2 protein-coding genes and 1 pseudogene are annotated in these 2,862 nt (G+C 67.0%); 2 read left to right on the top strand and 1 reads right to left on the bottom strand.

Annotation, left to right across the window (positions count from 1 at the left end; genetic code table 11):
* Positions 1 to 96 (bottom strand): annotated as a pseudogene (locus AB0J67_RS40335) (transposase); the annotation flags it as partial.
* A gap of 31 nt (positions 97 to 127) precedes the next feature.
* Between AB0J67_RS40335 and AB0J67_RS40330 the strand changes: the two are divergent.
* Together AB0J67_RS40330 and AB0J67_RS40325 are read left to right on the top strand one after the other, a co-directional pair.
* Positions 128 to 964 (top strand): hypothetical protein, encoded by an 837-nt coding sequence (locus AB0J67_RS40330; RefSeq protein WP_363490980.1) that lies wholly within the window; start codon positions 128 to 130, stop codon positions 962 to 964.
* A 605-nt stretch (positions 965 to 1,569) separates the two neighbouring features.
* The gene (locus AB0J67_RS40325) at positions 1,570 to 2,463 is read left to right on the top strand and encodes a sterol desaturase family protein (protein ID WP_363490978.1); all 894 of its coding nucleotides are present in this window, start codon (positions 1,570 to 1,572) and stop codon (positions 2,461 to 2,463) included.
* Positions 2,464 to 2,862 lie beyond the last annotated feature (399 nt).

Genomic DNA, 2,862 nt, shown 5'->3' with positions numbered 1-2,862 from the left:
GCTGGTGCCGGAGCGGGTGACCGGGGCCAGCCCAGCGTAGGCGGCGAGGTGGCCGGAGCTGGCGAAGCCGGTGCCGTCACCGACCTTCAGCAGGAGGGTTCGTGGAAGGCCACGTCGGGGCGTTCGCGTGCTCGGCGGCGTCCCGACCCGGCACATCCGCTACGACAATCTGAAGCCGGCGGTGCGGCAGGTGCTGTTCGGTCGTTGCCGCAGCGAGTCGCAGCGGTGGGTGGCGTTCCGGTCGCACTACGGCTTCAACGCGTTCTACTGCCTGCCGGGCAAGGCCGGCGCGCACGAGAAGGGCGGGGTCGAGCACGAAGGTGGCCGGTTCCGCCGCAACGACCTGGTCCCGCCGCCGCAGGTCGGATCGCTGGCCGAGCTCAACGACCGGCTATCGGCGATCGACGCCGCCGAGGACGACCGGCACGTGCACGGCTCACCGGGCAGCATCGGGTTCGCGTTCGCCGAGGCGCCGCTGCTGCACCCGCTGCCGGCCGACGACTTCGACGTCGGCACCACGCTGACGCCGACTGTCCGGCGCAACGCCCGCATCGTGATCCGCCAGTGCTACTACTCAATCCCGGCCCGGTTCATCGCCCGCAAGGCCGGGGTGTCGCTGCGCGCGAACAAGCTGCTGCTCTTCGACGGCCGCCAGGTCGTCGCCCGCCACCCGCGGCTGTCACGCGCTGGGACCACAGCGACAACCTCGACCACTACCTGGAGGTCCTCCTCGCCACACCCGGCGCGCCGGCCGGATCGGCTGCACTGGCCCAGGCCCGCCGCGAAGGGTCGCTCACCGCCGAACACGACGCGCTCTGGGCACTGGCCCGCACCAACCACGGCGAGCCCGACGGCACCCGCGTGCTGGTCGAGGTCCTGCTGCTGCGCCGACAGCTGCCCCACGCTGCCGTCGTCGCCGGAATCGCCGCGACCGTCGCGGCAGGGTCCTGCAGCCCGGAGCTGATCGCGATCGGGGCCCGCAAAGCCACCGACGGCATTCCCACGCCCGCCGTCGCAAAGCATCTGGAGGAGGCGATAGCAGCCGTGCGCCGCTGCGGACAAGGCCATCCCGGTAAGGAACCCGGCCGTGCCGTCGAACAGCAGGACGGCGTCACCGGCCCAGCACAACAGCACCGCGGCCGCGACATCGGCGACTGGCGTAAGGCCGCATGAGCGCTGGTCCAGCACGAACACAGGGCCAGCAGTGGCAGCAGCAGCGGTGTGCTGGCCAGGTCCAGCACACCGCTGTCCAGGCCGACAGCCATGATGTTGAGGGCTGGCCGAGGAGGCGCCAGCACGATCCGGTCCGCACGTAGTCCATCCTCCAAGGCGTGAAGGATCCCCGTAGACATCGACCAGTAGCCACCTGGCGACATCTTCCGTGTGCGATGCCGGGCGTGCTAGGGCAGTCGACATGGACGACACCTGGCCGGTGGCGCGGCCGCTGCGGCGCATATCGCGCTGCAACCGCCCAGAGAACACGTAAAGCTGCGAACGAGTCAGTACGTGGGATCCGAATTCGCGTTGGCCGCGTACCTCTAGTATCAAGCCCGAGATGGAGGATGAACGATGGAGCCTTCCAGCTTTCCCCCCATCGTGTTGTACTCGGTCCCGCTGTTCATCCTGCTCATGGTCCTCGAACGGTTGTCCTACTGGCTCCACCCGGACGACGACGAGCTCGGATATGGCCTCAAGGACAGCGCGACGAGCATCGGCATGGGCCTGGGAAGCCTCGGTTGGGACGCGCTCTGGGGTCTCGGCACGGGCCTGGCAACCGCCGCCGTATGGGAGCTCACCCCCCTGGAGATCCCGTTCGTCTGGTGGGCGCTGCCGCTGTTCCTGTTCGCGCAGGACTTCTGCTACTACTGGTCCCACCGCAGCCACCACGTGATCCGCATCCTGTGGGCCTCCCACGTGGTGCACCACTCGTCACAGGCGTTCAATCTGTCCACCGCGCTACGCCAGACCTGGACCGGATTCACAAGCTTTATGTTCTACCTGCCGCTGGTCGCCGCCGGAGTCAACCCGCTCATCGTCGGCTTCTGCGGCGGCATCAACCTGCTCTACCAGTTCTGGATCCACACCGAGCGCATCGACCGGATGTGGCCGTCGTACGAGTTCGTCTTCAACACCCCCTCGCACCACCGCGTGCACCACGCCTCGCAGGGCGGCTATCTGGACCGCAACTTCGGCGGCATCTTGATCATCTGGGACCGGATATTCGGCTCGTTCGCCTTCGAGACCGAGCGTCCCACGTACGGCCTCACCAAGAACATCGATACCCACAACCCGCTGCGCGTGGCCTATCACGAGTACGCTGCCATTTTCCGTGACCTGCGCTCACGCCGCGCACGCCAGTGGTTGCCCACTCTGCTGCTCGGTCCAGGATGGACACCCACCGGTGCAGCCCACGCCGATCAGACGGAGCTACCACTCCTTCCGCCGACGCCGCGGCCAAGGTAACGCATCTCGGTCAGTCAGCTGACCCACGTCGCCGGCCACGCCTGCAACAGCGCGTCGGGTCATCGCAGCTCGAACCCCAGTGGGGCCTTACAGCCTGACGATCTCAATATGGCGAGGTGCAGTGTGAGGATGGCCCGCAGATGTCGTCTCCTATCCACGCCGCAGCGGACATTTGAAAATGCGCCAGGCTATGAGCGTTGAGAAGCGGTGTTCGACCGGTGTGCGGCGTCGGGCTTGGCGGCAGCTGTAGATCTTCAATTTCGGGATCAGGTCCCGGCCTTTAGAGGGCGTCTGATTCACGAATTTTGTGAGTGATGCCGGTTCAGGTGTCTCGCCAGGTTGGGGTGCTTTCGCCGGTGGCGCGTTTGGCGAGGTTGTCGATCATCGCGAGGTGGATCA

The sequence above is a fragment of the Catellatospora sp. NPDC049609 genome, from assembly GCF_040675365.1.
Taxonomy (GTDB): domain Bacteria; phylum Actinomycetota; class Actinomycetes; order Mycobacteriales; family Micromonosporaceae; genus Catellatospora.
Note: the sequence above shows the minus strand (reverse complement) of the source record. Positions and strands in the feature narration are given on the sequence as shown.